Origin of the sequence: Actinosynnema pretiosum (genome assembly GCF_002354875.1) — a bacterium.
Lineage (GTDB): Bacteria > Actinomycetota > Actinomycetes > Mycobacteriales > Pseudonocardiaceae > Actinosynnema > Actinosynnema auranticum.
In genome coordinates, this window is record NZ_CP023445.1 from 1,942,263 (window position 1) to 1,966,392 (window position 24,130).

Sequence of the window (24,130 nt, forward strand, 5' to 3'; positions counted from 1 at the left end):
ACGCGCCGTGGTGGCCGCACTGGAATGGTGCGGCTATTCGGGTGAGCAATTTTCTGGGGGACCCTCCGGAGTTCGCTGCCGATTGCGCGCGGCGAACCCCGGAGAATGCCCGGAGCGCCTAGGGTGCCGGTCGTGACCAGCATCCAGGAACGGCTCTACCCGGAACTGCCCTGCTTCGGCTGCGGCCAGGCCAACCCCAAGGGGCTGCGCCTGCGCAGCTACCGGGGAGAGGGCGGGCTGGTCACCGCGGCGTTCACGCCGTGGCCGGAGCACGACAACGGTCTCGGCCACCTGAACGGCGGCGTGATCGGCACGGTGCTGGACTGCCACAGCGCGGCGGCGGTGATGGCCGAGGCCGACGAGCGCGGCTGGCGACCGCTGGGCGGCGCCGCGCTGGCCTACGTGACGGCGGGCCTGGACGTGCGCTACCTGCGGCCCGCGCCGCTGACCGAGGAGGTCGAGCTGCGCGCGGCGGTGGTGGAGGCGTCCGAGGCGCAGATCACCGCCGAGGTGTCCCTGTGGTGGGACGGCAAGCCGCGCGCGGAGGCCGTGGCGCTGTGGAAGCGCTGGCGGCCCCGCTCCTGAGCGGCCCCTCCAGGCCGGCCCGGGGGCAGCTCTGCGGCAGCTCCGGGACCGCACCCGAGGGTCGTCCGGCATGGGCACTCCTGCCCACCGCGCCCGCTCGCGCCGGACCCGCCGGGGACCGGGCCGCGGCCTCCGCCGGTGTGCTGCCTGCGGCATCCGGGTTTTCCCGGCCCCGCAGGGGGAAACCGCCCGTCGTGATCGAGGTGAAGCTGCACGTCCCCGCCACGCCCGACGAGGTGTTCGCGGTGCTGGCCGACGGCTGGTCCTACGCGGGCTGGGTGGTCGGCGCGTCCCACATCCGGCAGGTGGACACCGGGTGGCCCCGCGTGGGCACCCGCATCCACCACAGCCTCGGCGCCTGGCCGGTGCAGGTGAAGGACACCAGCACCGCCCGCGCGGGCGAGCCAGGCCGGTTCCTGGAGCTGGACGCGGGCCTGTGGCCGCTGGGGCAGGCCAGGATCAGGCTGGAGCTGACCGAGGTCGCGGGCGGCACCGACGTGCTCATGGCCGAGGAGATCACCAAGGGCCCGCTCAGCCTGCTGCCCAAGCCCGCGCAGGCGCTGTTCCTGGCGCCGAGGAACCGGGAGAGCCTGCGCAGGCTCGCCGCGCTGGCCGTCCGCAGGGAGAACGGCGCCGGCCTCTGACCGGGGCGCCTTGACCGGGGCGCCCTGACCGGGGCGCCCTGACCGCGAGCGCGCCGACCGGACCTGACCGCCTCGGCCGCGTCCGGCCGCGCTGGCCCGGTCGCTCCCGCCCCGTGCCAGGTCGTCCCAGCCGGTCAGCGACCACCAGCGGGGGAGCGGCCCGTCGACGACGGGCCGCCCGCCCCGGCCACCACCCCGGCGCTACCGGTACAGCGCCCGCTGCAGCCCCTGCACCAGCAGCCGGTACCCGTCGCCGCCCAGCCCGTTGCGGGCCAGCGCCGCCCGCGCCGCGTTCGCGCCCGCCGCGCCGTGCACCCCGCCGCCGGGGTGCGCCGACGCGCTCGCCAGGTACAGCCGGTCGACCGGCGTGTCCGCCCGCCCCAGCCCCGGCACCGGCCGGAACACCAGCTGCTGGTGGATCGCCGCCGTCCCGGAGTTGGTCGACCCGCCCAGCAGGCTCGGGTTGCGGTCCTTCAGGTCCTCAGGCCCCTGCACGACCCGCCCCAGCACCAGGTCCCGGAACCCCGGCGCGCGCGCCTCCACGACCGCCTCGACCCGGTCCGCGTACCGCTCCAGCCCGTCGCGCGTCCACCTCAGCCCGCGCGGCACGTGCGTGTAGGCCCACGCCGCCTCCGTCCCCTCCGGGGAGCGGGTCGGGTCGGCGGTCGTCATCTGGCCCATGATCAGGAACGGGTCGTCGGGCACCCGGCCGCAGGCGATCTGCGTCGCGCCCACCGCCAGCCCGTCCAGGTCGCCGCCGACGTGCACGGTCCCGGCCCGGCGGGCGGCCTCGGCGGTCCACGGGATCGGCCCGGACAGCGCCCAGTCCACCTTGATCGTCGCGTCGTCCCACTCGAACGCCCCCAGGTCCGACACCAGTCGCGCGGGCAGGTGCTCGGCCCCGACCAGGTCCAGGTACAGCGCGGGCGCCGGGACGTCCGCCAGCACGGCCTTGCGCGCCCGCACGAACCCGCCCGCCGCGTCCCGCACGCCCAGCGCCCGGCCGCCCGCCACGACGATCCGGTCCACCGGCCGCCCCAGGTGCACCGCCCCGCCGAACCGCCGCGCCAGCGCCTCCGCCAGCGCCCCCGCGCCGCCCTCCGGCACCGGGTAGCCCACGTCCTGCCCGAGCATCGACAGCAGCCACCCGAACGCCGTGCCCGCCGCCTGGTCGGGCCCGAGGTCGGTGTGCATCGCGTTGCCCGCGAGCAGCAGCGTCCCGCCCTCGCCGGTGAACCGCTCCGCCCCGAACGCCCGCACCGACAGCACCAGCGAGCGGACCAGCCGCAGCGCGTCACCGGCCCCCAGCGCGCCCAGCAGCCCCGCGCCCGCCCGGACCGGCGGGAACGGCCGCAGCAGCGCGTCCAGCAGCCGCTCGCGCACCCGCTCCCACAGCGCGAACTCGTCCCGCCACGCCTGCCCGTCGCCCGCGCCGAACGCCTCCAGCGACGCGGCCGTGCGCCCCACCTCGTCCGACAGCACCGCGACCCGGTCGTCCGGCAGCACGTGCGCCAGCACCTCGGGCGCCCGCCGCCACCGCAGCCCGTGCTCCTCCAGCCCCAGCCCCGCGATCACCGGCGACCCGGCGCCCAGCGGGTAGAACGAGCTGAAGACGTCGCTGCGGAAGCCGGGGGCCACGAACTCCTCGGTCCGCACCGCCCCGCCGGGCCGGTCCCCGGCCTCCAGGACGGCCACGTCCCAGCCCGCGTCGGCCAGCAGCGCGGCGGCGACCAGCCCGTTGGGCCCGGCCCCGACGACCACCACGTCCACCTCGTCACCCGCTGAACCCAGCACCGCGCTCCTCACCCGTTCCGCCGAGGGGGCCGAATCGCCCCGCCCCTTGCGCTACCCGCCACCGCGCCCCGCACACCTGTCCGGGCCGGTCTCACCCGGAGATCACCCCGCCCCGGCCCCGCGGCCCGGCCCGCCGGACTCGCCCGCCCGGTCAAGCGTGCCCGGTCGCGCCCCACCCCGCCGCGCCCGTCCCGCCGCATCGCGTCCGGTCGCGTTCCGGACCGCCCGACCCACCCGCTCGGTCACACGCCCGGCCACCCGCTGCCCGCTGCCCGCCGCCCCGCTGCCCGCTGCCCGGCCGCCCGCTGCCCACTGCCCGGCTGCCCGGCCACCCGCTGCGCGGCTGCCCGCCACCCGCCGTCCACTGCCCGGCTGCCCGCCGCCCGCCGCCCGCCGCCCGGCCACCCACCGCGCCGACCCCGTGCCCCCGATCCCCGATCGCGCGCCCACCACCGACTTCCCGCCCCACCGCGCCCCCGTCCCCGCAGCTCCCCGCCCCTCCACCCCCCAAGATCACCCACCCCCGCCCGGAGCCCGCGAACCCCGCCCCGCCCCGCACGGGCACAATGGCCCGCTGTGACGACAGCCATTCACCAGAGGATCGCCGAAGAGCTCGGCGTGCGCGCGAACCAGGTGTCCGCCGCCGTCGACCTCCTCGACGGCGGTTCGACCGTTCCGTTCATCGCCCGCTACCGCAAGGAGGCGACCGGGGCGCTGGACGACGCGCAGCTGCGCTCTCTGGAGGAGCGGCTGGGCTACCTCCGCGAGCTGGAGGACCGCCGCGCCGCCGTCCTGGAGTCCATCCGCTCCCAGGGCAAGCTCGACGACGCCCTCGAAGCCCAGATCCTCGCCGCCGACTCCAAGGCCCGGCTTGAGGACCTCTACCTGCCGTACAAGCCCAAGCGCCGCACCAAGGCCCAGATCGCCCGCGAGCAGGGCCTCGAACCGCTCGCCGACGCGCTGCTGAACGACCCGACGCTGAGCCCCCAGGACACCGCCGCCGGCTACCTGACCGAGGAGGTCGCCGACGCCGCCGCCGCGCTGCAGGGGGCGCGCGCCATCCTGGTCGAGCGCTTCGGCGAGGACGGCGACCTGATCGGCGAGCTGCGCGAGCGCATGTGGGGCCTGGGCCAGGTCGGCTCGAAGGTCCGCGAGGGCAAGGAGGAGGAGGGCGCCAAGTTCGCCGACTACTTCGACTTCTCCGAGCCGTTCGCGAAGCTGCCGTCGCACCGCATCCTGGCGCTGCTGCGCGGTGAGAAGGAGGAGGTCCTCGACCTCCAGTTCGAGCCGGGCGACACCCCCGAGGAGGGCCCGAGCGGCTACGAGGTCGCCATCGCCGCCCGCTTCGGCGTCGACGACCGGGGCCGCCCCGCCGACCGCTGGCTCACCGACACGGTCCGCTGGGCCTGGCGCACCCGCATCCTCGTGCACCTGGGCATCGACCTGCGCTCGCGGCTGCGCCAGTTCGCCGAGGACGAGGCCGTGCGCGTGTTCGCCTCCAACCTGCGCGACCTGCTGCTCGCCGCCCCGGCGGGCACCCGCGCCACCATGGGCCTGGACCCCGGTTTCCGCACCGGCGTGAAGGTCGCCGTGGTCGACGCGACCGGCAAGGCCGTCGCCACCGACGTGATCTACCCGCACGTGCCCGCGAACCGCTGGGACGAGTCGATCGCCAAGCTCGCCGCGCTCGCGAAGAAGCACGACGTCGAGCTGATCGCCATCGGCAACGGCACCGCCTCGCGCGAGACCGACAAGCTCGCGGGCGACCTGCTCAAGAAGCACCCCGACCTCAAGCTCACCAAGGTCGTCGTGTCCGAGGCGGGCGCGTCGGTGTACTCGGCGTCCGCGTTCGCCTCGGCCGAGCTGCCCGGCATGGACGTGTCGCTGCGCGGCGCGGTGTCCATCGCCCGCAGGCTCCAGGACCCGCTCGCCGAGCTGGTCAAGATCGACCCGAAGTCCATCGGCGTCGGCCAGTACCAGCACGACCTGTCCGAGTCGAAGCTGTCCCGCTCGCTCGACGCGGTGGTCGAGGACTGCGTGAACGCGGTCGGCGTCGACCTGAACACCGCGTCCGCGCCGCTGCTGACCCGCGTCTCCGGCATCACCGCCGGCCTCGCGGAGAACATCGTGCAGCACCGCGACAGCAACGGCCCCTTCCGCACCCGCAAGGCGCTCAAGGACGTGGCGCGCCTGGGCCCCAAGGCGTTCGAGCAGTGCGCGGGCTTCCTGCGCATCCGCGACGGCGAGGACCCGCTCGACGCGTCCTCGGTGCACCCCGAGGCCTACCCGGTGGTGCGGCGCATCCAGGAGAGCGCGGGGGCCGACCGGCTCATCGGCAACACCGCGGTGCTGAAGTCGTTGCGGCCGCAGGACTTCGTGGACGAGAAGTTCGGCCTGCCGACCGTCACGGACATCCTGCGCGAGCTGGAGAAGCCCGGTCGCGACCCGCGCCCGGCGTTCAAGACCGCGACGTTCGCCGACGGGGTCGAGAAGATCGCCGACCTCAAGCCCGGCATGGTGCTGGAGGGCGTGGTGACGAACGTGGCCGCGTTCGGCGCGTTCGTCGACGTCGGCGTGCACCAGGACGGCCTCGTGCACATCTCGGCGCTGTCGGACAACTACGTCAAGGACCCGCGCGACGTGGTCAAGTCCGGCGACGTGGTGCGGGTGAAGGTGCTGGAGGTCGACATCCCGCGCAAGCGCATCGGCCTGACCCTGCGCCTCACCGACGAGCCCGGCCGCAAGCCCAAGGACCAGCAGGGCGAGCGGCGCGGCGGCGGTGGTGGCGGCCAGCGCGGCGGCGGTGACCGGCGCGGTGGCGGCAACGGCGGCAACCGGGGGCGCCAGCAGCAGGAGCGCCCGCCCGCCAACAACGCGATGGCGGAGGCCCTGCGCAGGGCCGGTCTGGGCAAGTGACCCCGGCCTGATCCGCGCGTGGCGCGCCGCCCGGTTCCCCGAGGGGAGCCGGGCGGCGCCGTCTCACCGTCTCACCGTCTCACCGCCTGCGGGTCGAAGCGTCCGAGATGGACGGTGGGTCGTAGCCGAAGTCGCCCTGCGGCAACGAGAACCCCGGCGGCACGATCCGGTCGATCTCGTCCAGCACGTCGTCGGACAGCACCACGTCCGCCGCGCCCAGCGACTTCTCCAGGTGCTCCAGCGTCCTCGGCCCGATGATCGCCGAGGTGACCACCGGGTGCCGGATCACGAACGCCAGCGCCAGGTGCGCCAGCGTGATCCCGGCCCCGTCCGCCAGCGCGGTGAGCGCGTCGAGCGCGTCCATCCGCTCCGCGTGCCTGGGCTCGGTGGTGGAGAACCACTCCGGGCGCCCGCCCATGCGCGGCGTCTCGGCCCGCTCCACGCCCCTGCGGTACCCGCCGCCCAGCCAGCCGCCCGCCAGCGGGCTCCACGGCAGCACGGCCATCCCGTACCGCCGGGCGACCGGCAGCACCTCCCGCTCCACGCCCCTGGCCAGGATCGAGTACGGCGGCTGCTCGGCCACCGGCCGCGCCAGCCCGCGCCGCTCCGCGATCCACTGCCCCTCGACCACCTCCGACGCCGGGAACGTGGACGTGCCGATGTAGCGGATCTTCCCGGCGCGCACCAGGTCGGTCAGCGCGGACAGGGTCTCCTCGAAGTCGGTGTCCGGGTCGGGCCGGTGCACCTGGTAGAGGTCGATCCAGTCGGTGCCGAGCCTGCGCAGGCTGTCCTCCACCGCCCGCGCGACCCAGCGCCGCGAGTTGCCCCGCTGGTTCGGGTCCTCGCCCATGGCGCCGTGGAACTTCGTGGCCAGGAAGACGGAGTCCCGCCGCCCCGCCAGCGCCGCGCCCACGACCTGCTCGCTCTGCCCCGCCTGGTACACGTCGGCGGTGTCGATGGTGTTCACGCCCGCGTCCAGCGCCCGGTGGATCACCCGGACGCCGTCCTCGCGGTTGGCGTCGCCGAACTGCATCGCGCCCAGCGTCAGCGGGCTGACCCGCACGCCGGTTCGTCCGAACGGACGGTACTCCACGGCATCCCCCACATCGGTTCCTCGATCGACCTCGCACAAGGCGGCGCGCCGGGCCCGGTATTCCCGCCTGCGGGCGCGCGGAGCTTCGGGGAAGCGCGACCGGATCGCAACCGGCGAGGACTAGCCGGGGGAGGTTCGGGGAAAGACCATGGGACAGGAGCGCTCATCGCCGAGCGAGGGGAGGGGCTGTGACAGCTCTGCCGGAGATCCCGCCGCCCGCGTCCGAGGACCGGGCCGCGCCCGCGCTGGCCGCCGTCCCCGACGCCGTTCCCAGCACCGCGCCCGAAGCCCCCGGAGCCCTCCCCGAACCCGAGGCGCCCCACGCGCCCGGTCTGCTCTGGTACCTCACCGAGCCGACCCGCGCCGTCGTCGACCTCGGCCAGTACGCCGCCGCGCGGCAGCTGCTGCGCGCCGCACCGAGCGGCGACGGGCACACCGTGATCGTGCTGCCGGGGCTGGGCGGCGCGGACGGGTCCACGGCGGTGCTGCGCAGGTTCCTGTCCGGGCTGGGCTACGACGTGCGCGGGTGGGGCCTGGGCCGCAACCTCGGGCCGTCCGCCGCGACCGTCGACGGGACGCGCGCGCTGCTGGAGCGGGTGGCCGCCGAGCGCGGGGAGGTGAGCCTGGTCGGGTGGAGCCTGGGCGGGGTGTTCGCCCGCGAGCTGGCGCGCGAGCGGCCCGAGCTGGTGCGGCAGGTGATCACCCTCGGGAGCCCGTACGCGCTGCGCGACGCCCGGTGCACGCGGGTCAACCCGGTGTTCCGGCTGCTGTCGGTGTTCTACGAGGCGGTCTCGGACCTGCCGCCGCCGGAGTCCGAGCGGCCCGCGATGCCGGTGCCCGCGACGTCGGTGTACTCGCGGTCGGACGGGATCGTGCCGTGGCGGGCGTGCCTGGAGGAGGAGGGGCGGCGGCGGGAGAGCGTGCCGGTCGCGTCCAGCCACCTCGGGTACTGCCACAACACCTCGGTGCTGTGGCTGGTGGCGGACCGGTTGGCGCAGCCGCGCGGCCGGTGGCACCGGTTCGCGCCGCCCCCCGGCATGGCGCGGATGTTCCCGGCGGCCTGAGCGGGGCCCGCGGTCCGGGGGCCCCGCGCTATTCCACTCTATTCCTTCAGTGTGGAACGAAACTGATTCTCGTGGCCGCGCCGCGTGGATACCCTGCGGTCATGAGCCTGCGCCTGGAGCTGGACGGCCGGATCGCCACCCTCGTCATCGACCGACCCGACAAGCGCAACGCGATGAGCTTCGCGATGTGGCGCGCGATCCCCGAGCTGGTCGAGCGGGTGCGGGCGGACGACGCGGTGCGGGTGCTCCTCGTGCGCGGCGGCGAGCACTTCTCCGCCGGGGCCGACATCGGCGAGTTCGGCGAGCTGCGGCGCGGCGTCGAGGCGACCGCCCGGTACAGCGCGGTCGTGCACGCCGGGGAGCAGGCGCTGGCGACGCTGGAGAAGCCGACGATCGCGTCGGTGGACGGGTTCTGCGTGGGCGGCGGGTGCGAGCTGGCGCTGGCGTGCGACATCCGGATCGCGTCCGCGCGTGCCCGGTTCGGGATCACGCCCGCCAAGCTCGGGATCGTGTACTCGCTGACGGCGACCAAGCGGCTGGTGGACGTGGTGGGGCCGTCGTGGGCCAAGCAGGTGCTGCTCACCGGGGAGCTGGTGGACGCGGCGGTGGCGCTGCGGATCGGGCTGGTCAACGAGGTGGTGGAGGACCTGGGGGCGCGCACGGCCGAGCTGGCGGCGGTGATCGCGTCGCGGGCGCCGGTGAGCGTGCTGGGGATGAAGCAGATCGTGGAGCGGGTGGTGGCGGGGGAGCGGGAGGAGAGCGCGGAGGTCGCGGAGCTGTACGACGCGGCGGTGCGCAGCGCCGAGTACGCGGAGGGGGTGGCGGCGTTCCTGGAGAAGCGGGCGCCGGTGTTCTAGGCGGTCTCCTCGCCGAGGGCCCCGCGCGCGTCCCCGAGCAGCGGGCGGCCCTCGAAGCGGCCGAGCTCCTGCCGGTAGAACTCCAGCCCGATGCCGTTGGGGTCGCGGATGTACATGCTGTCGGCGGACCCGCGCGCCGGGCCGAGGTACTCGACCCCGGCGGCGTCCATGCGCCGCTTGAGCTCCTCGAACGCGGTCCCGTCCACCGAGAGCGCCAGGTGCTGCACCCCGCCGATGGTCTCGCGGTGCTCGGGGTGGGCGTGGCCGGGGAAGTCGAAGAACCCGAGCAGGTTGCGGTTGCCGAGGTCGAAGAAGAAGTGGCTGGACCCGTTGTAGTCCCGGTTCTCGACCAGCTCCACCAGCGGGAAGCCGAGGAACTCCTGGTAGAACCGGATGGTCTGCTCGACGTCGCGGCAGATGAGCGCGATGTGGTGCACCCCGCGCACCGGCGTCCCGCTCCCGGCGGCCGAGCGGTGGAGGTAGCGCTCGCGCAAGGCGTCCCGACGCGCGCGCAGCGCGGCCAGCTCGGCTCCCTGGGGCTGGGGCATGAGCACGATGTTAGGGGCTGTCGCCTGATCGTGGATCATCCATCGCCCTGATGGCGGACGAGATTTTCCACAGTGGCGGAACGTGGTCGAGTGGTGGTCGAGCGCTGAACGGCGGGGCGGGACCACCTGCCCCGCCCCCACCCGCTCACGAGGGCTCGGCGCCGGGCCCAGGCGATTCGGGCCGCTCCTCCTCGCTGATGAACTCGGAGACGTCGACGTCCATGTCGGGCACCTCGGGCGTGCCGGGCGGCTGCGGCGGGTCGGGGTTGACCCTGGGCTGTTCCGGTTCGGTCATGCCGCGGGGTATACCCACGCCCACCGGCCCCCGAACCCCACCGGGGCGCAGACCTGCCCGAATCCGGGAAACCGCTTCCCGTGGAGGGCTGCGCTGTCGGGGCGGGCTGGTTGCTGGGCCTTGACGCTGTCGGGTCGGGCTGGTCACTGGGCCTTGTCGCCGCCGGACCGGGCTGATCGCCGGGCTTCACCCCCGCCGGACCAGGCTGGTTGCTGGGCCTCCCCGCCATCGAGCCTCACCCCGCCGGTCCAGGTCGGCCGCTGGGCCTCGTCGCTACCAGGCTTCGCTCCGCCGAACCGGGCCGGTCGCCGGGCCTCGCCGCTACTGGACCGGCTCCGCCCGGCCAGGCTGACCGCCGGGCCTAGCCGCCACTGGTCCGGCTCCGCCCGGCCAGGCTGACCGCCGGGCCTCGCCCCCGCCGGACCAGGCTGGTTGCTGGGCCTCGCTGCCACCGAGCCTCACCCCGCCGGTCCAGGTCGGCCGCTGGGCCTCGCCGCCGCCGGACCGGGCTGGGCGCTGGGCTCGTCGCCGCCGAGCCCGGTCCCGCCACCGGGCCTCGCCGCCGGACCAGGCTGGTTACCGGGCCTCCCCGTCGCCGAGCCCGGCCTCGTCGCCGAACCCGGCCCGGCCACCGGGCTCGGGTCGTCCCGGCGGCATCGTCTCTCGCCACAACGCCGCCCGCCACGACGCCGCCCGCCCCCGTGCCGTCACCTCTCCGATCGGCCGGTCACCGGGGTGGCGGCCTGTCGGCGTTCGCGGGGAACGGGTGCGGCACGGGGGCGGGCGGCGTTGCGCTTGCGCCGTGGGGGGTCAGTCCACGTCGGCGGTCTCGCCCGGCCACTCGCCGGTGACCTTGCTGAACCCGGTGGCGCCGCCCCGGTCGATCGCGGCCCTGACCAGCCCGAAGATCGCGCCCTGCACGGCCGCCGCCAGCAGCACCTCGCCCCAGCTGCGGTCGCGCTGGGTGGGTTCCGGGGCCATCCGGTCGCCACTGATCAACTTCCACACCTGCCCGAACACCTTGCCCGCCAGGTAGCCGCCCAGCAGGCTCACGCCCGTGCTGAACCCCCGGTAGACCAGCTTGCCCGCCATCAGCGACCTCCTCGCAGCAGCTTCCGCAGCACCAACAACGCCGTGATCAACCCGGACGCGGTCAGCACCGGGTGCTCCCGCGCCTTGGCGATCGCACCCCTGACCGACGCGGGCAACCGCTCCGCCGCGGCCCCGGCCTGATCGCCGACCCTGGACGCGACGACGCTCGCCCGCTCCCCGACCTCACCGGCCGCGACCCCGGCCCGCTCGCTGATCCGGGCCGCCGCCGCGGCGGCCTTCTCGCCCACCTGCGCGGCGGTGGCGCCCGCCTGGTCGGCCACGCGGGCGGCGACGGCGCCTGCCTTCTCGCTCACCTGCGCCGCGACCTCACCGGACTTCCCGGCCACCTGCCCGGCGACCTCGCCCGCCTTCTCGCTGATCCCGGCGGCAGCGGCGGCGGCCTTCCCGCTGACCCCGGCCGCGGCCTCGCCCGCCTTCTCGCTCACCTCGGCGGCAGCCGCGCCCGCCTTCCGGCCCGCCGCGACGGCGGCCTCGCCCGCCTTCTCCCCGGTCTCGGTGGCCTTGGCGCCCACCCCGGCGGCAGCCGCACCGGCCCTGTCGCCCACCTGGGCGGCGGTCTCGGTGGCCTTCTCGCCGACGCGCGCGGCGGTCTCCTCGGACTTCGCGGCGACCTTCCCGGCGGTCGCGTCGGACTTCGCGGCGATCCCCGCCGCCGAAGCCCCCGCGCCCTCGCCGATCCGCTCCGCCGCCGTGTCGGCCTTGTCGCCCAACCGCGTGGCCGCAGCGTCCGCCTTGTCACCGAGGCCGCTCGCGGCGGTCTCGGCCTTGTCGCCCGCCTTCGCCACGGCGGCGTCCGCCCGGTCCGCGCCCTTGGTGAGGGCCGAGTCGGCGCTCCCGCCGGTCCCGTGACCCCGGTCGGCTGCCTGGGCGCCGGTGGTCCCAGCGGCCCCGGTGGCGCCGGTGGTCCCGGTGGCGCCGGTGGTCCCGGTAGCCGCAGCGGCTCCGGTGGCGCCGGTCCCGTGGCCCTGGCCGTCGGCCTTGGCCCCGGTGGCGCCGGTCCCGTGGTCCGTGCCCTTCGGCCCGGTGCCCTTCGGCCCGGTGGCCTCGGCCTTCTCGCTGGCCGCGTGGACCTGGGCCGCGCCCTCGGCTGCGGTGACGTCCGCGTCCGCCCGGTGGCCGGTCCCGCCGCTGGTGCTCTCGTTCACCGCATCTCCCGTCCTCGTGACCTCCGGGCTCGTCTTCTCGCCCGCCCGGATGACCGCGCTGCTCGCGGTGGCGGCTGCCTGAGCCGCCGCCGCGCTGGTCTGGGCGGCGATCCGGGTGGTCCCGTCGGCCGCCTTCTCGGCGATCCGCTCGCCCTTCCCCGCCTCGTCGTCCCGCACTGCTCGTTCCCCCGTCCGCCCGGCGCTCTCCGCCTGCCTCGTGTCACTCTCCTGGCCGGTGACACCCGGAAATGCGGTGTCACTCGAAAGCTTGGTGTGCCCCAAACGCCCGCTTTCAACCGTCCGATCAGCGTCCGCCCGCCTCGGGTCCGGGGTCCCCGGCTGCCGCCAGGTCGCGCCCGCCTCCTCGAACTCGCTCTCCCCGGTGGGCCACTCGGCCGGGAAGTCCTGCTCCTGGGCGGGGGCCGGTCGGGTCTTGGGGAGGTTCTTCGGGTTCGGCTCGGCCATCGGGTTGCCCGCGTACCGGGCGGTGTGCGGATCGGCGCCGCCCGCGCTCGGGCCGCGCCCACCGGTCCCGGCCGCGCCCGAACCGCCGGAGCCGGCCCCACCGGACCCGGCCCCGCCCGTCCCGCCGCCGCCCGGCCCGCCCGCGCCAGCCGCCCCACCCGCGCCCGGTTCCGTCGCCCTGTCGTCCACCCGCACCGCGCCCCTTCGCCTCAACCGTTCAACACCCTCGGCCACTCGGCCCACGCCGCCGCTCACCCGCCCGGCGCCACCGCTGAACCACCCGCACCCCTATACCAGCCGGCGACCCGCCCCCGCGGACATCGGCCCAGGTGGGCCCGCCCCACGACTACCCGCGACCCCGCAGGGTCAACCCCCCGTCATGCCCATCCTCCGAACGGGCAATCATTCGGGTATGGCCCAGGCTCTCGAAGCACCTACGCGTCCACCCAGAAGGTCGTGGTGGACGGTGTTCCGCACAACCGTCGTGTGGTACCGGGAGCACCACCTCTCGGACCGCGCGGCAGCCCTCACGCACTACACCGTGCTCGTGATGCTCTCCGGCGCCCTGCTGCCCGTCGCGCTCGTCGGGTTCCTGGGCGACGACACCCGCTCCAAGGTCATGACCGTCATCTCCCCGCTGGCCCCCAGCCGGGTGCACGGCATCCTCGTGGTCGCGCTCGACGGCCTGCGCCCGGCGGTGGCCGGTCCGCTCGCCGCCGCCTGCCTGCTCGTGGCGGTCTGGTCGGCCTACCGCTTCGCGGGGGCCTTCCTGCGCGCCTGCGCGGCCTGCAACGGCGTCAAGGAGCACCGCTCGCTCTGGAAGCTCGTCCCGCTGCGGGTCGGGCTCACGCTGGGCGTCCTGGTGCTGTTCATCCTGGTCGTGGGCGTGGTGGCGTTCACCGGCGACATCGCCGACGAGGTCGCGGCGCTGGCCGGGGTGCGTCCGTCGACGGTCCAGCTGTGGGACGTCGCCAAGTGGCCGGTGCTGGTCCTGCTGGCCGGGTGCGCGGTGCGGCTGCTGTTCGCGGCGCCCCCGGCCACCCGCAGGCCGGGCAGGCTCGGCATCACGCCGGGCGCGCTCCTGGCCCTGGTCCTGTGCCTGGTGGCCACGTTCGGCGTCGGCGTGTACGCGGCCTACGCGGGGTCCTACGACCGGGTCTACGGCTCGATCATCGGCCTGGTCGTGGTCATGGCCTGGATCTGGCTGGCCTGCACCGCCCTGCTCGTCGGGGTGGCGATGGACGCCGCGCTCCAGCACACCGGCCGCGTCCTGCTGGCCGCCCAGCGCGCCGCGCGCCAGAAGCAGGAGGGGGTGACGAGCACCTCCGCCGCGTGACCCGCGCCGGGGGAGGGCAGCGACGGTGCCCCGCCGCTGCCCTCCAGGGCCTGTGCCCCGAGCCCCGCCTGGGCCAGGGTGGTGCCCATGCACGCCAAGGAGCCGTCCCCCAAGCCCGCTCCGGCGACCACCCAGGTGCGCCGCCCGGAGTCCCCGCGGCAGAGCACCCCCGGCCCGGTGGGGCCAGGTGAGGTCGAGTCGCTCCAGCGCTCGATCGGCAACACCGCCGTCACCCGCCTGATCGCCGCCCAGCGCGCCGAGGCCGAACCCGAACCGCCCGTGCAGCGCTCCACCGCCCACCAGGTGCTCGCCTCGTCGGGCAAACCCATGGACACCGCCCTGCGCGGCGAGATGGAGAGCAGGCTGGGCGCCGACTTCTCCGACGTCCGCGTGCACACCGGCGCGGCGGCCCAGCGCTCCGCCGCCGAACTGGGCGCCCGCGCCTACACCTCCGGCGCGAACGTCGTGCTGGGCCGGGGCGGCGGCGACAAGCACACCCTCGCGCACGAGCTGACCCACGTGATCCAGCAGCGCCAGGGCCCGGTCGCGGGCACGGACAACGGCTCCGGCCTGAGCGTCTCCGACCCCGGCGACCGCTTCGAACGCGCGGCCGAGGCCAACGCCCGCCGCGCCATGTCGGGCCCGGCCCACGACCCGCACGAGGGGCACGACCACGGCTGACCGGCCGCGCTGACGGACCACCCCCCGTTACCTTTTTCGTAGCTCCTGCTCAGGGAGTTGTGGTCGCCGGGTCCGGTATGACTGACGCCCCCAGTCGAAGGCATGATCCGGGGGGTGGTGTCACCGGACCCGGTGGCATCGCCGGACCGCTGATAGGGACACGGCCGCCCGCCGGGCAGGTCTCGTCGTAACGTGGGTGCCGGCCTGCGATGCCCACCCCGCGGCCACCCGCGACGAACGAACGGCACGACCGATGACCAGTGGTTTCGGAGTGTTCCTCGGCCTGGACGTGGGCAAGGGCGAACACCATGCCGTCGGCCTGGACCCCGCCGGGAAGCGGCTGCACGACGGGCCGCTGCCCAACAGCGAGCCGCGGCTGCGGGCTTTGTTCGACAAGCTCGCCGCGCACGGGCCGTTGCTGGTGGTGGTCGACCAGCCCGCCACGATCGGCGCGTTGCCGGTCGCGGTGGCCCGCGCCGCCAGTCACACGGTGGCCTACCTGCCCGGCCTGGCCATGCGTCGCATCGCCGACCTCTACCCAGGTCGGGCGAAGACCGACGCCCGCGACGCCTTCGTCATCGCCGACGCCGCCCGCAGCCTGCCGCACACCCTGCGGCCGGTCGACGTCGACGACGACGCCCTGGCGGAGCTGGACGTGCTGGTCGGGTTCGACGACGACCTGGCCGGCGAGGCCACCCGGATCGCCAACCGCATCCGCGGCCTGCTCACCGGCGTCCATCCCGCCCTCGAACGCGCCATCGGGCCCAGGATCAGCCATCCGGCGGTGCTGGAGATCCTGTCCCGCTGCGGCGGTCCCACCGGCATCGCCAAGGCCGGCCGCCGCAAGCTCACCGCGATCGCCACCGCCCACGCGCCCCGCCTGGGCGACGGACTCGTCACCGCGATCCTGGCCGCGCTGGACGAGCAGACCGTCGTCGTCCCCGGCACCACCGCCGCCGACACGGTGCTGCCCCGGCTGGCCGACAGCCTGAAAACCGTTCTGCTGCAACGCAAGCAGGTCGCCGCCGAGGTCGAAGGGATACTCGATGCGCACCCTCTTGCCGGGGTCCTGACCTCGATGCCCGGCATCGGGATCAGGACCGCCGCCCGCATCCTGCTCGAAATCGGCGACGCCACGGGCTTCAAGACCTCCGGCCACCTGGCCGCCTACGCCGGCATCGCCCCGGTCACCCGCAGCTCGGGCTCCTCCATCAAGGGCGAACACCCGACCCGCACCGGCAACCGCAAACTCAAACGGGCGTTCTTCCTCGCCGCGTTCGCCGCCCTCTCCGATCCGACCAGCAGAGCCTACTACCAGCGCAAACGCGACCAAGGGAAGAAGCACAACGCCGCGCTGATCTGCCTGGCCCGGCGCCGCTGCGACGTCCTGTTCGCCATGCTCCGCACCAAGACCCACTACCGGCACCCCGAGACAGCTCCCGCCCCGGTTGCGGCTTGACAACTTCATAGGGACACCCCCCCGCGTGCGCGGGGAAGACGACCGCGCCGCCCGCCCAGCACCCCCACCCGCCTAGCGCCCCTGCTCCCCCCGGATCTCGTTCAGGTAGTTGTAAATCGTGTACCGCGTAACCCCCAGCACCCCCGCCAGGTAGTCCACCGAGTCCCGGATCAGGAACAGCCCGGCCTCGTCCAGCACCCGCACGACCTCGGACTTGTGCGCCTTCTTCATCAGCCCCACCGGCACCCCGACCGCCTCCACGGCCCGCTCCACCAGCAGCTTCTGCAAGGTGTCCACGTCACCGGGGAACGCCTCCACCGCGTGCCCGCCCTGCCCGCCGCCCCCACCCGCGCCGGGGTCCGTGTTCACGCACAGGCACCCCACCGCGACCCCGCGCTCGTCGCGCAGGAACACCGTGGACGAGCGGATCAGCCGCCCGTCCGGCGCGTACGTGTCGTACCCCGGCAGGTCCTGCGTGGTCCCCCTGCGCACCAGCCCCAGCAGCAGGTCCGTCATCGGGCCGCCCACCTGCCGCCCGGTCAGCCCGCCCGCGATGGCCACGATCGAGTTCGGCAGCGCGGACAGGTCGTGCAGCACCACCTCGGTGCCCGGCCCGAGCGCGGACGCCAGACCGGCCACGGTCGGGGCCAGCGCGTCCAGCACGTTGCCGCGCACCGGGGTGACGGCCGCGGCCCGCACGTCCACCACCACCGGCCTGGCCGCCCGCAGCTCCCGCAGCGCCGAGGCGAACCGCGCCACCGTCTCCGGCGTGGTCGAGGCGTGCGGCGTCAACCGCACGTGCTCCGGTCGCACCGTCGCGGTGACCCCGGCGGCCACCAGCGCCGCCCCCACCGCCGCGGACGGCGTCCCCGGCACCTCGAACGCCATGATCCCGCCGCGCCGCTCGCGCGCCGACACGACCACGCCGCCCGCGCCCTCGACCGCCTCGCCCAGCTCGTCCAACCGCTGCCCGATCCGCTCCCCGATCGCGCGGACCCCGCCCAGCTCCACCAGCTCCAGCGCCGTCGCGAACGCCCCCGACGCGATCGGGTTCAGGTTCGTCAGCGACCAGGCCGCCGCGCCCTCGCCCACCGGGTGCACCGCCCCGTCGAACAGGCCGGGGTCCAGCGCCCCGGTCCACCCGGACGCGACCGGCTCCAACCGCTCCAGCGCCCGGTCCGACAGCGCCATGAACCCGGTGGACCACCCGGCCCGCACCCACTTCTGCCCGCCGACCACCAGCACGTCGGCGACCTGCCACGGCTCGTCCACGACCCCGAACCCCTGGATGCCGTCGACCACCAGCAGCCGGTCCCCGACGACCTCGCGCAGCGCCGCCAGGTCCGCCCGGTACCCGGTCCGGAAGTCGACCGCGCTCACCGACACCGCCGTGGTCCCCGGCGTCAGCGCGGCCCGCACCGCCTCGGGCGTCACCGGCCCGGCGGGCAGCCAGTTCACCCGCGCCCGCCCGGCCCGCACCCACGGGTAGGTGTTCGCCGGGAACTCGGCGGGCGACACGACCACCTCGCCGACCAGCCCCAGCGCGACCTGGAACAGCCCGGTGCTGGTGTTGGGCAGCGGCACCACGTGGTCGGTGTCGCTCCCGCACAACCGCGCCGCCGCCGCCATCGCGCGCAGCTCGTGCCGCATCAGCTCGTCCACCGTGGACGGTCCGGCGGCGGTCGCCTGCTCCAGCATCCGCGTGGACGCCTCCAGCACGGCCTGCGAGGGCGGGCCGAAGCGGCCGAAGTCCAGGTAGCCCTCCGGTTCGCGGAAGGTGACGAGGTAGGAGGAGGGGATGCGCATCGCTAGAGCACCTTCGAGAGGAACTGCCGGGTCCTGGGTTCACGCGGATTCTCCAGCACCTGGTCGGGCGGCCCGGACTCGACCACGACCCCGCCGTCCAGGAACGCGACCTCGTCGGCCACCTGCCTGGCGAACCCGATCTCGTGCGTGACCACCAGCATCGTCATGCCGTCCGCCGCCAGCCCCGCCATGACGTCCAGCACGTCGCCCACCAGCTCCGGGTCCAGCGCGGAGGTCGGCTCGTCGAACAGCATCACCTTGGGCCGCATGGCCAGCGCGCGGGCGATCGCCACCCGCTGCTGCTGCCCGCCGGAGAGCTGGTTCGGGTAGGCCCCGGCCTTGTCGGCCAGCCCGACCTTCTCCAGCAGCTCGCGGGCGTGCGCGACGGCGTCCGCCTTGGACTCGCGGAGCACCTGCACCGGCCCCTCGGTGATGTTCTCCAGCGCGGTGCGGTGCGGGAACAGGTTGAAGCGCTGGAACACCATGCCGGTGCCGCGCCGCTGCCTGGCGACCTCGCGCTCGCGCAGCTCGTGCAGCTTCCCGCCCCTGCTGGCGAACCCGACCGGCTCGCCGTCGACCCAGATCCGGCCGGAGTCGATGGTCTCCAGGTGGTTCACGCAGCGCAGGAACGTGCTCTTGCCCGCGCCGGACGGCCCCAGCAGGCACCACACCTGCCCGGCCTCGACCTCCAGGTCGATGCCGCTGAGCACCTCGGTGCTCCCGTAGGACTTCCGCACTCCGACGGCCCTGACCAGGCTCATCGGGCCACCCCCTTGCCGTAGGCGCGCTCCAGGAAGTGCTGGCCGACGCTCGCCGCGCTCACCACGACCATGTACCAGGCGGCGGCGGCGAGCAGCGTCTCCATGATCTGGAGGTTGTGCGACGCGATGTTGTTCGCCGCGTGGATCAGCTCCAGGAAACCGATGACCGAGGCCATCGAGGTGCCCTTGAGCATGTTGATGAAGTTGTTGCCGGTCGGCGGGATGATCACCCGCATGGCCTGCGGCAGCACGACCCTGCGCAGCGTCGTCGCGGGCGTCATGCCGATCGCCTTGGCCGCCTCGACCTGCCCGTGGTCCACGCTGTTCAGCCCGGCGCGGACGATCTCGGCCATGTACGCGCTCTCGTTGAGCCCGAGCCCCAGCAGGGCGGCGACGAACGCGGTGATCAGCACGTTCGTCCGCACCTCGAACACCATCGGGATCGAGATGGTGTCGAACACCAGCGCCAGGTTGAACCACAGCAGGATCTGCAGCAGCACCGGCAGCCCCCGGAACAGCCACACGTACCCGGCCGCGAACCAGCGGGCCACCGGGTTCGCCGAGCGGCGCAGCAGCGCGATGCCCACGCCCAGCACGATCGCGCCCGCCTGCGCCACCACGGCCAGCACGACCGTGTTCACCAGGCCGCGCAGCATGATCTCGTGGGTGAAGAAGCCGGGCACGGCCGCGTAGTCGATCCGCGCGCCCGCCAGCGCCCAGCCCAGCGCGCCCAGCAGCGCCAGCAGCACGACCGCGCCGACCCAGCGGCCCCAGTGCCGCAGCGGGACGACGACCAGCTCGTCCCGACGCGCGTTGTCGGTGCTCACCCGGTCACCCGCCATTGATCGTGGCCTTGGCGACCGAGCCCTGCGCGACGTCCCAGGCGTCCATGATCTTGCCGTAGGTGCCGTCGTCGATCAGGGACTGCACGGCGCCCTGCAGGGCGGTGGCGAGCTGCCCGGCGTCCTTGCGCACGCCGATGCCGTACGGGCCGCCGTTGATGGGCGCGTGGTCGACCGCCTCGAAGTACTCGCCCTTGCCCGCCGTCTTGGACACGTACACGGCGGTGGGCAGGTCGTTGACGATCGCGGCGACGCGGCCGGTGCGCAGCTGGTTCTGGTTCTGCGTGTCGCTGTCGGTCGCGGTGACGGTCACGGGCTCCTTGCCCGCGCCGGCGCACTTGCCGCTCTGCTCCTTGGCGAACGCCTCCTGGCTGGTGCCCAGCGCGACCGCGACGGACTTGCCGCACAGGTCGTCGGGGCCCTTGACGCCGGTGGGGTTGCCCTTCTGCACCATGATCGTGATGCCCGAGGTGAAGTAGTCCACGAAGCTGATCTGCTCCTGGCGGGCCCGCGTGTCGTTCATCGCGGCCATCGTCACGTCGACGCGGCCCGCCTGCAGGCTGGTGATCAGCGAGCCGAACGCCATGTCCTCGTGCGCGACCTCCACGCCGAGGCGCTTGCCGACGGCCTTGATCAGGTCGACCTCGGAGCCGACCGGGGTCTTGCCGTCGGCGGCGTAGAAGTTGTTGGGCGGGCTCTGGATGTTCGACCCGACCTTGAGCTTGCCCGCGCTGGTGACCTCGGGCGGCAGCGACGCGGCCAGGGCGTCGTCCCTGGCGACCGCGTCGACGATCGCGCCGGTGGCGGGCAGGTCGTCCGAGACGCCGGGCGTCCCCGCCGATCCGGAACCGCCGTCGCCGCCGCCGCAGGCGGACAGCAGGAGCAGGGCGGCGAAAGCGGTGGTCAGAGCGGTACGGCGCACGGCCATGGGCACCTCCTGGCTTCGGGTGCCAGGAAGTTACAACTTTTTGTTGAAGGTGTCTACGCGTTGTTGAAGAGGTTGACTTCCTGTTGAAGGGAATCCGCGGGGTAGCCGATCCGTTGAACGGGGTAGTCGGGGGACGAACCCCGAAGCCGACTAGCGAGGAGAGCGTATGGCCACGGTGGAGCTGACCACGGAGAACTTCGACGAGGTGGTCGGTGGCTCCGACATGGTCCTGGTCGACTTCTGGGCGGGCTGGTGCGGGCCCTGCCGCCAGTTCGCCCCCGTCTACGACAAGGCCGCCGAGAAGCACTCGGACATCGTCTTCGGCAAGGTCGACACCGAGGACCAGCAGCAGCTCGCGCAGGCCTTCCAGGTGCGCTCGATCCCGACGCTGATGATCGTCCGCGACGGCGTGGTGCTCTACGCCCAGCCCGGCGCCCTGCCCGAGACCGCGCTGGAGGACCTGATCAAGCAGGCCCGCGAGGTCGACATGGACGAGGTCCGCAAGCAGGTGGCCGAGCAGCAGGCCGACGAGACCGACGGCGAGCCCGCCACCAAGGGCTGAGCGCCGCGCTCGGGAACAGGCGTGGCGAGAGGCGGGACCCGGATCAGGGGCCCGCCTCTCGCCGTCTCATGGGTCTGCGCCGCTCGTTCTTCAACACCCTGTTGAGACTCCCCCGAAGCCGCCCCCGCGTGTCCACCGGCACACCGCGCCCGTCGTGCGCGACCTCGCCCGTGACGCATGATTCACCCATGCTCGCCGCGAAATCCGCCGACTTCGTCCGCTTCTGGACCGAACGCCGCGTCTGCACCCTCACCACCCTGCGCCGCGACGGCACGCCGCACGTCACCCCGGTCGGCGTCACCCTCGATGTGGCCTCCGCGACAGCGCGGGTGATCAGCTCGCGCGGCTCGCATAAGGTGCGCCACGTGCTCGCGGCGGGCGAGGACGGCGCGCTCGTCGCCGTGTGCCAGTTCGAGGGCGCCCGCTGGTCGACCCTGGAGGGACGTGCGGTGGTGCGGCAGGACGCCGAGTCGGTCGCGGACGCCGTTCGGCGCTACGCCGAGCGCTACCGCGTGCCCAGGGAGAACCCGGAGCGCGTCGTCATCGAGATCGCGATCACCAGGGTGCTGGGCCTGAGGTGAGCGCGAGAGCAACCACCGGCGACGTGATCACCGTCGTCGGCCTCGGCGCGGACGGCTGGGACGGCCTGACCGGCCACGCGCGCCACGAGATCGCCTCCGCCGAGGTGCTGATGGGCTCCACCCGCCAGCTCGACCTCGTCCCCGGCGAGTTCACCAGGGTCGCCTGGCCGTCCCCGCTGCTGCCCGCCCTCCCCGACCTGCTCGCCGCGCACGCGGGCCGCCGGGTGTGCGTGCTGGCCAGCGGCGACCCGCTGTTCCACGGCATCGGCGCCACCCTGGTCCGGCTGCTCGGCGCGGACCGCGTCACCGTCGTGCCGCACCCCTCGTCCGCCTCGCTCGCCTGCGCCAGGCTCGGCTGGGCGCTCGACCGCACCGAGGTGGTCAGCCTCGTCGGCCGCCCGACCTCGCTGCTCGTGCCGCACCTCCAGCCGCACCGCAGGCTCCTGCTCCTGGGCGCCGACCCGCGCGCCGTCGCCGAGCTGGCCCCCGACGCCCGGATCACCGTCCTCGAGCAGCTCGGCGGACCGGACGAGCGCGTCCACCACGACCTCGGCGCCGCCGACCCGCTGCACGTGCTCGCCGTCGAGTGCGGCCCCGGCGGCCTGTCCAGGGCGCCGGGGCTGCCCGACGACGCCTTCGAGCACGACGGCCAGATCACCAAGCGCGAGGTGCGCGCCGTCAGCCTCGCCCTGCTCGGCCCCAGGGTCGGCGAGCTGCTGTGGGACGTCGGCGCGGGCGCGGGCAGCATCGCCGTCGAGTGGTGCCGCACCCACCCCGCCTGCCGCGCGCTCGCCGTCGAGAAGCACCCCGAGCGGGCCGCCCGCGTCACCCGCAACGCCTCCGCGCTCGGCGTGCCCGCCGCCGTCCACGTCGTGGAGGGCGCGAGCCCGGACGCGCTGGACGGCCTGGAGCGGCCCGACGCGGTGTTCGTCGGCGGCGGCGTCACCGCGCCCGGCGTGGTCGAGCGCTGCTGGGCCGCCCTCAAGCCCGGCGGCAGGCTCGTCGCCAACGCCGTGACGATCGAGTCCGAGGCCGTCCTCGCCCGCTGGCACGCCGAGCTGGGCGGCGCGCTGACCAGGCTCTCGGTCAGCAGGGCCGCGCCGGTCGGCGGCTTCACCGGGTGGCGCCCGCACATGCCGGTGACGGTGTGGGCCGTGACGAAGGAGAACGAGTGACCGTCCACTTCATCGGGGCCGGGCCGGGCGCGGCCGACCTGCTCACCGTGCGGGCCGTGCAGCGCATCACCACCTCCCCGGTGTGCCTGTACGCCGGGGCGCTCGTGCCCGTCGCGGTGCTGGAGCACTGCCCACCCGGCGCGAAGCTCGTGGACACCGCGAACCTGACGCTCGACGAGATCGTGCACGAGCTGGCGGAGGCGCACCGGGCCGGGCACGACGTGGCCAGGCTGCACTCCGGCGACCCGTCGGTGTTCAGCGCCGTCGCCGAGCAGATGCGCAGGCTCGACGCCGAGGGCGTGCCGTACGAGGTGGTGCCGGGCGTGCCCGCGTTCGCCGCCGCCGCAGCCGCCCTGAAGCGCGAGCTGACCGTGCCGGGCGTCGGGCAGACCGTGGTGCTGACCCGCACCTCCGCGCGCGCCACCCCCATGCCGGAGGGCGAGGACCTCCCGACCCTGGGCGCGTCGAGGGCCACGATGGTGCTGCACCTGGCCGTGCAGCGGATCGACGAGGTCGTCGCGGAGCTGGTGCCCAACTACGGCGCGGACTGCCCGGTGGCCGTTGTGGCGCGGGCCAGCCGCGAGGACGAGCTGGTGCTGCGCGGCACCCTCGCCGACATCGCCGGGCAGGTGCGCGCGGCCGGGGTGAAGCGCACGGCGGTGATCGTCGTCGGGCGCGTGCTGGCCGCCGAGGGCTTCCCGGACAGCCACCTGTACTCGGCCGCCCGCTGCCGCGCCCCGCAGACCTGATGGCGGCGGCCACCGCGCTCGTCCTCGGCGGCACCGGCGAGGGCCGCGAGCTGGCCGCCCTCCTGGTGGGCGTTCCGGGGCTGCGCGTGCTGTCCTCGCTGGCCGGGCGGGTGGCGAACCCGCGCCTGCCGGTCGGCGAGGTGCGCGTCGGCGGGTTCGGCGGGGTCGACGGCCTCGTCGAGCACCTGCGCGCCGAGGGCGTCACCGCGCTGGTCGACGCCACCCACCCGTTCGCCGAGCGGATCACCGCCAACGCCGCCGCCGCGTCCGCGCGCACCGGCGTCCCGCTGCTCGTGCTGCGCCGCCCCGGCTGGACCGAGCGGCCCGGCGACGACTGGACGTGGGTCGACTCCCTGGCCGAGGCCGCCGCCGCGATCGGGGACCGCAGGGCGCTCATCACCACCGGCCGCCAGGGCGTCGGCGCGTTCCGGCGCGGCCTGGCCCGCATGGTCGACCCGCCCGACGAGGTCGCCCCCGGCGTGCGCGTGCTGCTCGACCGGGGCCCGTACACCCTCGACTCCGAGCTGGACCTGCTGCGGGACAACGACATCCAGGTCCTGGTGACCAAGGACAGCGGTGGCGGCATGACCTCCGCCAAGCTCGACGCCGCCCGCGCCCTCGGCGTCCCGGTGATCCTGGTGCGCCGCCCGCCGCCGCCCCCGGACACCAGGACGGCGGCCTCCGCGGAGGAAGCCGCCGCCTGGGTGCGGGTCCAGCTGGTCGGGTAGGGC

General features: G+C 74.8%; 23 protein-coding genes. 13 read left to right on the forward strand and 10 right to left on the reverse strand.

All coding sequences use genetic code 11. From position 1 onward, the window contains the following. The first annotated feature begins 132 nt into the window (after positions 1 to 132). Positions 133 to 585 carry a PaaI family thioesterase gene (locus tag CNX65_RS08765; protein ID WP_232519761.1) on the forward strand — a complete coding sequence of 151 codons (453 nt, stop codon included), beginning with the start codon at positions 133 to 135 and terminating at the stop codon, positions 583 to 585. Between the two features lie 194 nt (positions 586 to 779). Continuing rightward, the gene (locus CNX65_RS08770) at positions 780 to 1,229 is read left to right on the forward strand and encodes an SRPBCC family protein (RefSeq protein ID WP_096492316.1); all 450 of its coding nucleotides are present in this window, start codon (positions 780 to 782) and stop codon (positions 1,227 to 1,229) included. A 201-nt stretch (positions 1,230 to 1,430) separates the two neighbouring features. Here CNX65_RS08770 and CNX65_RS08775 read toward each other — a convergent pair whose 3' ends face one another. After that, the gene (locus CNX65_RS08775) at positions 1,431 to 3,023 is read right to left on the reverse strand and encodes a phytoene desaturase family protein (protein ID WP_096492317.1); all 1,593 of its coding nucleotides are present in this window, start codon (positions 3,021 to 3,023) and stop codon (positions 1,431 to 1,433) included. Between the two features lie 576 nt (positions 3,024 to 3,599). Here CNX65_RS08775 and CNX65_RS08780 point away from each other — a divergent pair. Beyond that, positions 3,600 to 5,939, forward strand: coding sequence for a Tex family protein (locus CNX65_RS08780; RefSeq protein WP_096492318.1), 2,340 nt, complete (start codon positions 3,600 to 3,602; stop codon positions 5,937 to 5,939). Between the two features lie 79 nt (positions 5,940 to 6,018). On the opposite strand, the gene CNX65_RS08785 is transcribed toward CNX65_RS08780, so the two are convergent. Beyond that, entirely contained in the window at positions 6,019 to 7,032 is a 1,014-nt protein-coding gene (locus CNX65_RS08785) for an aldo/keto reductase (RefSeq protein ID WP_177154636.1), read from the reverse strand. Between the two features lie 188 nt (positions 7,033 to 7,220). Here CNX65_RS08785 and CNX65_RS08790 point away from each other — a divergent pair, with 188 nt between their 5' ends. Continuing rightward, positions 7,221 to 8,096, forward strand: coding sequence for an esterase/lipase family protein (locus CNX65_RS08790; protein ID WP_096492320.1), 876 nt, complete (start codon positions 7,221 to 7,223; stop codon positions 8,094 to 8,096). Positions 8,097 to 8,197: 101 nt separating this feature from the next. Continuing rightward, complete coding sequence (locus CNX65_RS08795) at positions 8,198 to 8,953, forward strand: enoyl-CoA hydratase/isomerase family protein (protein WP_096492321.1); 756 nt, start codon at positions 8,198 to 8,200, stop codon at positions 8,951 to 8,953. On the opposite strand, the gene CNX65_RS08800 is transcribed toward CNX65_RS08795, so the two are convergent. From CNX65_RS08800 to CNX65_RS08810, 4 genes are all read right to left on the reverse strand, one after another. Continuing rightward, positions 8,950 to 9,501, reverse strand: coding sequence for a VOC family protein (locus CNX65_RS08800; protein ID WP_177154637.1), 552 nt, complete (start codon positions 9,499 to 9,501; stop codon positions 8,950 to 8,952). The genes CNX65_RS08795 and CNX65_RS08800 overlap by 4 nt on opposite strands. A 145-nt stretch (positions 9,502 to 9,646) precedes the next feature. Then, positions 9,647 to 9,796, reverse strand: a complete 150-nt coding sequence (locus CNX65_RS35200) for a hypothetical protein (RefSeq protein ID WP_157767553.1) — start codon at positions 9,794 to 9,796, stop codon at positions 9,647 to 9,649. 810 nt (positions 9,797 to 10,606) lie between these two features. Further along, positions 10,607 to 10,888, reverse strand: coding sequence for a DUF4235 domain-containing protein (locus tag CNX65_RS08805; RefSeq protein WP_015800605.1), 282 nt, complete (start codon positions 10,886 to 10,888; stop codon positions 10,607 to 10,609). Next, positions 10,888 to 12,708, reverse strand: a complete 1,821-nt coding sequence (locus CNX65_RS08810) for a hypothetical protein (protein WP_157767554.1) — start codon at positions 12,706 to 12,708, stop codon at positions 10,888 to 10,890. The genes CNX65_RS08805 and CNX65_RS08810 overlap by 1 nt, the downstream gene beginning before the upstream one ends. 277 nt (positions 12,709 to 12,985) lie before the next feature. On the opposite strand from CNX65_RS08810, the gene CNX65_RS08815 reads away from it, so the two are divergent. The 3 genes from CNX65_RS08815 (at position 12,986) to CNX65_RS08825 (ending at position 15,995) form a co-directional block, all read left to right on the forward strand. Beyond that, positions 12,986 to 13,855, forward strand: a complete 870-nt coding sequence (locus CNX65_RS08815; protein ID WP_157767555.1) for a YihY/virulence factor BrkB family protein — start codon at positions 12,986 to 12,988, stop codon at positions 13,853 to 13,855. 87 nt (positions 13,856 to 13,942) lie between these two features. Beyond that, positions 13,943 to 14,536, forward strand: a complete 594-nt coding sequence (locus CNX65_RS08820; protein WP_096492325.1) for an eCIS core domain-containing protein — start codon at positions 13,943 to 13,945, stop codon at positions 14,534 to 14,536. 253 nt (positions 14,537 to 14,789) lie between these two features. Then, positions 14,790 to 15,995, forward strand: a complete 1,206-nt coding sequence (locus CNX65_RS08825) for an IS110 family RNA-guided transposase (protein ID WP_096492326.1) — start codon at positions 14,790 to 14,792, stop codon at positions 15,993 to 15,995. Between the two features lie 72 nt (positions 15,996 to 16,067). Here the strand turns inward: CNX65_RS08825 and CNX65_RS08830 are convergent, their stop codons facing one another. From CNX65_RS08830 to CNX65_RS08845, 4 genes are read right to left on the reverse strand one after another with little or no spacing between them, the layout of a single operon-like run. After that, positions 16,068 to 17,801, reverse strand: coding sequence for an aminotransferase class V-fold PLP-dependent enzyme (locus CNX65_RS08830; protein WP_096492327.1), 1,734 nt, complete (start codon positions 17,799 to 17,801; stop codon positions 16,068 to 16,070). A 2-nt stretch (positions 17,802 to 17,803) separates the two neighbouring features. After that, entirely contained in the window at positions 17,804 to 18,562 is a 759-nt protein-coding gene (locus tag CNX65_RS08835; RefSeq protein ID WP_096492328.1) for an amino acid ABC transporter ATP-binding protein, read from the reverse strand. Continuing rightward, positions 18,559 to 19,404, reverse strand: coding sequence for an amino acid ABC transporter permease (locus CNX65_RS08840; RefSeq protein WP_096492329.1), 846 nt, complete (start codon positions 19,402 to 19,404; stop codon positions 18,559 to 18,561). Before CNX65_RS08840 ends, CNX65_RS08835 begins: the two co-directional genes overlap by 4 nt. Continuing rightward, the gene (locus tag CNX65_RS08845; RefSeq protein WP_096492330.1) at positions 19,394 to 20,332 is read right to left on the reverse strand and encodes an ABC transporter substrate-binding protein; all 939 of its coding nucleotides are present in this window, start codon (positions 20,330 to 20,332) and stop codon (positions 19,394 to 19,396) included. Before CNX65_RS08845 ends, CNX65_RS08840 begins: the two co-directional genes overlap by 11 nt. 166 nt (positions 20,333 to 20,498) lie before the next feature. On the opposite strand from CNX65_RS08845, the gene trxA reads away from it, so the two are divergent. The 5 genes from trxA to CNX65_RS08870 all read left to right on the forward strand — a co-directional run bounded on the left by trxA (position 20,499) and on the right by CNX65_RS08870 (position 24,127). Further along, a complete protein-coding gene (trxA, locus tag CNX65_RS08850; protein ID WP_096492331.1) occupies positions 20,499 to 20,894 on the forward strand; it encodes a thioredoxin in 396 nt (131 codons plus the stop codon). A 188-nt stretch (positions 20,895 to 21,082) separates the two neighbouring features. After that, positions 21,083 to 21,475 (forward strand): pyridoxamine 5'-phosphate oxidase family protein, encoded by a 393-nt coding sequence (locus CNX65_RS08855; protein ID WP_015800614.1) that lies wholly within the window; start codon positions 21,083 to 21,085, stop codon positions 21,473 to 21,475. Further along, entirely contained in the window at positions 21,472 to 22,650 is a 1,179-nt protein-coding gene (cbiE, locus tag CNX65_RS08860; RefSeq protein WP_096492332.1) for a precorrin-6y C5,15-methyltransferase (decarboxylating) subunit CbiE, read from the forward strand. Before CNX65_RS08855 ends, cbiE begins: the two co-directional genes overlap by 4 nt. Continuing rightward, the gene (gene cobM, locus CNX65_RS08865; RefSeq protein ID WP_096492333.1) at positions 22,647 to 23,399 is read left to right on the forward strand and encodes a precorrin-4 C(11)-methyltransferase; all 753 of its coding nucleotides are present in this window, start codon (positions 22,647 to 22,649) and stop codon (positions 23,397 to 23,399) included. Before cbiE ends, cobM begins: the two co-directional genes overlap by 4 nt. Then, positions 23,399 to 24,127 carry a cobalt-precorrin-6A reductase gene (locus tag CNX65_RS08870; protein ID WP_096492334.1) on the forward strand — a complete coding sequence of 243 codons (729 nt, stop codon included), beginning with the start codon at positions 23,399 to 23,401 and terminating at the stop codon, positions 24,125 to 24,127. Before cobM ends, CNX65_RS08870 begins: the two co-directional genes overlap by 1 nt. The last annotated feature ends 3 nt before the right edge of the window (positions 24,128 to 24,130 follow it).

Excerpts from the sequence above, each read along its gene's own strand:
- CNX65_RS35200 (WP_157767553.1), bottom strand. The coding sequence starts at position 9,796 with ATGACCGAACCGGAACAGCCCAGGGTCAACCCCGACCCGCCGCAGCCG.
- CNX65_RS08840 (WP_096492329.1), bottom strand. The coding sequence starts at position 19,404 with ATGGCGGGTGACCGGGTGAGCACCGACAACGCGCGTCGGGACGAGCTG.
- CNX65_RS08870 (WP_096492334.1), top strand. The coding sequence starts at position 23,399 with ATGGCGGCGGCCACCGCGCTCGTCCTCGGCGGCACCGGCGAGGGCCGC.
- CNX65_RS08855 (WP_015800614.1), top strand. The coding sequence starts at position 21,083 with ATGCTCGCCGCGAAATCCGCCGACTTCGTCCGCTTCTGGACCGAACGC.
- trxA (WP_096492331.1), top strand. The coding sequence starts at position 20,499 with ATGGCCACGGTGGAGCTGACCACGGAGAACTTCGACGAGGTGGTCGGT.
- CNX65_RS08820 (WP_096492325.1), top strand. The coding sequence starts at position 13,943 with ATGCACGCCAAGGAGCCGTCCCCCAAGCCCGCTCCGGCGACCACCCAG.
- CNX65_RS08805 (WP_015800605.1), bottom strand. The coding sequence starts at position 10,888 with ATGGCGGGCAAGCTGGTCTACCGGGGGTTCAGCACGGGCGTGAGCCTG.
- CNX65_RS08825 (WP_096492326.1), top strand. The coding sequence starts at position 14,790 with ATGACCAGTGGTTTCGGAGTGTTCCTCGGCCTGGACGTGGGCAAGGGC.
- CNX65_RS08835 (WP_096492328.1), bottom strand. The coding sequence starts at position 18,562 with ATGAGCCTGGTCAGGGCCGTCGGAGTGCGGAAGTCCTACGGGAGCACC.
- CNX65_RS08795 (WP_096492321.1), top strand. The coding sequence starts at position 8,198 with ATGAGCCTGCGCCTGGAGCTGGACGGCCGGATCGCCACCCTCGTCATC.
- CNX65_RS08830 (WP_096492327.1), bottom strand. The coding sequence starts at position 17,801 with ATGCGCATCCCCTCCTCCTACCTCGTCACCTTCCGCGAACCGGAGGGC.
- CNX65_RS08845 (WP_096492330.1), bottom strand. The coding sequence starts at position 20,332 with ATGGCCGTGCGCCGTACCGCTCTGACCACCGCTTTCGCCGCCCTGCTC.
- CNX65_RS08800 (WP_177154637.1), bottom strand. The coding sequence starts at position 9,501 with ATGCCCCAGCCCCAGGGAGCCGAGCTGGCCGCGCTGCGCGCGCGTCGG.